Source organism: Streptomyces sp. SID5910 (assembly GCF_009862125.1).
In the GTDB taxonomy this organism is placed as follows: Bacteria; Actinomycetota; Actinomycetes; order Streptomycetales; family Streptomycetaceae; genus Streptomyces.
Map to the genome: position 1 here is coordinate 1 of NZ_WWHX01000276.1, position 260 is coordinate 260.

Sequence of the window (260 nt, forward strand, 5' to 3'; positions counted from 1 at the left end):
CTGAAGTTCTGGCTGGACCTCGGCATCGACGGATTCCGGCTCGACGCCGTGCCCTATCTCTACGCCGAAGAGGGCACCAACTGCGAGAACCTGCCCGCCAGTCACGAGTTCCTCAAGCGCGTCCGCCGCGAGATCGACGCGCAGTACCCGGACACGGTGCTGCTGGCCGAGGCCAACCAGTGGCCGGAGGACGTGGTCGACTACTTCGGCGACTACGCCTCCGGCGGCGACGAGTGCCACATGGCCTTCCACTTCCCGGT

Annotated in this window: 1 protein-coding gene; it reads left to right on the top strand. The window is 66.5% G+C overall.

The genetic code is table 11. From position 1 onward, the window contains the following. Nucleotides 1–260: alpha-amylase family glycosyl hydrolase (locus GTW67_RS09415; protein WP_237518753.1), on the top strand; the 260-nt coding region annotated here is incomplete at both ends.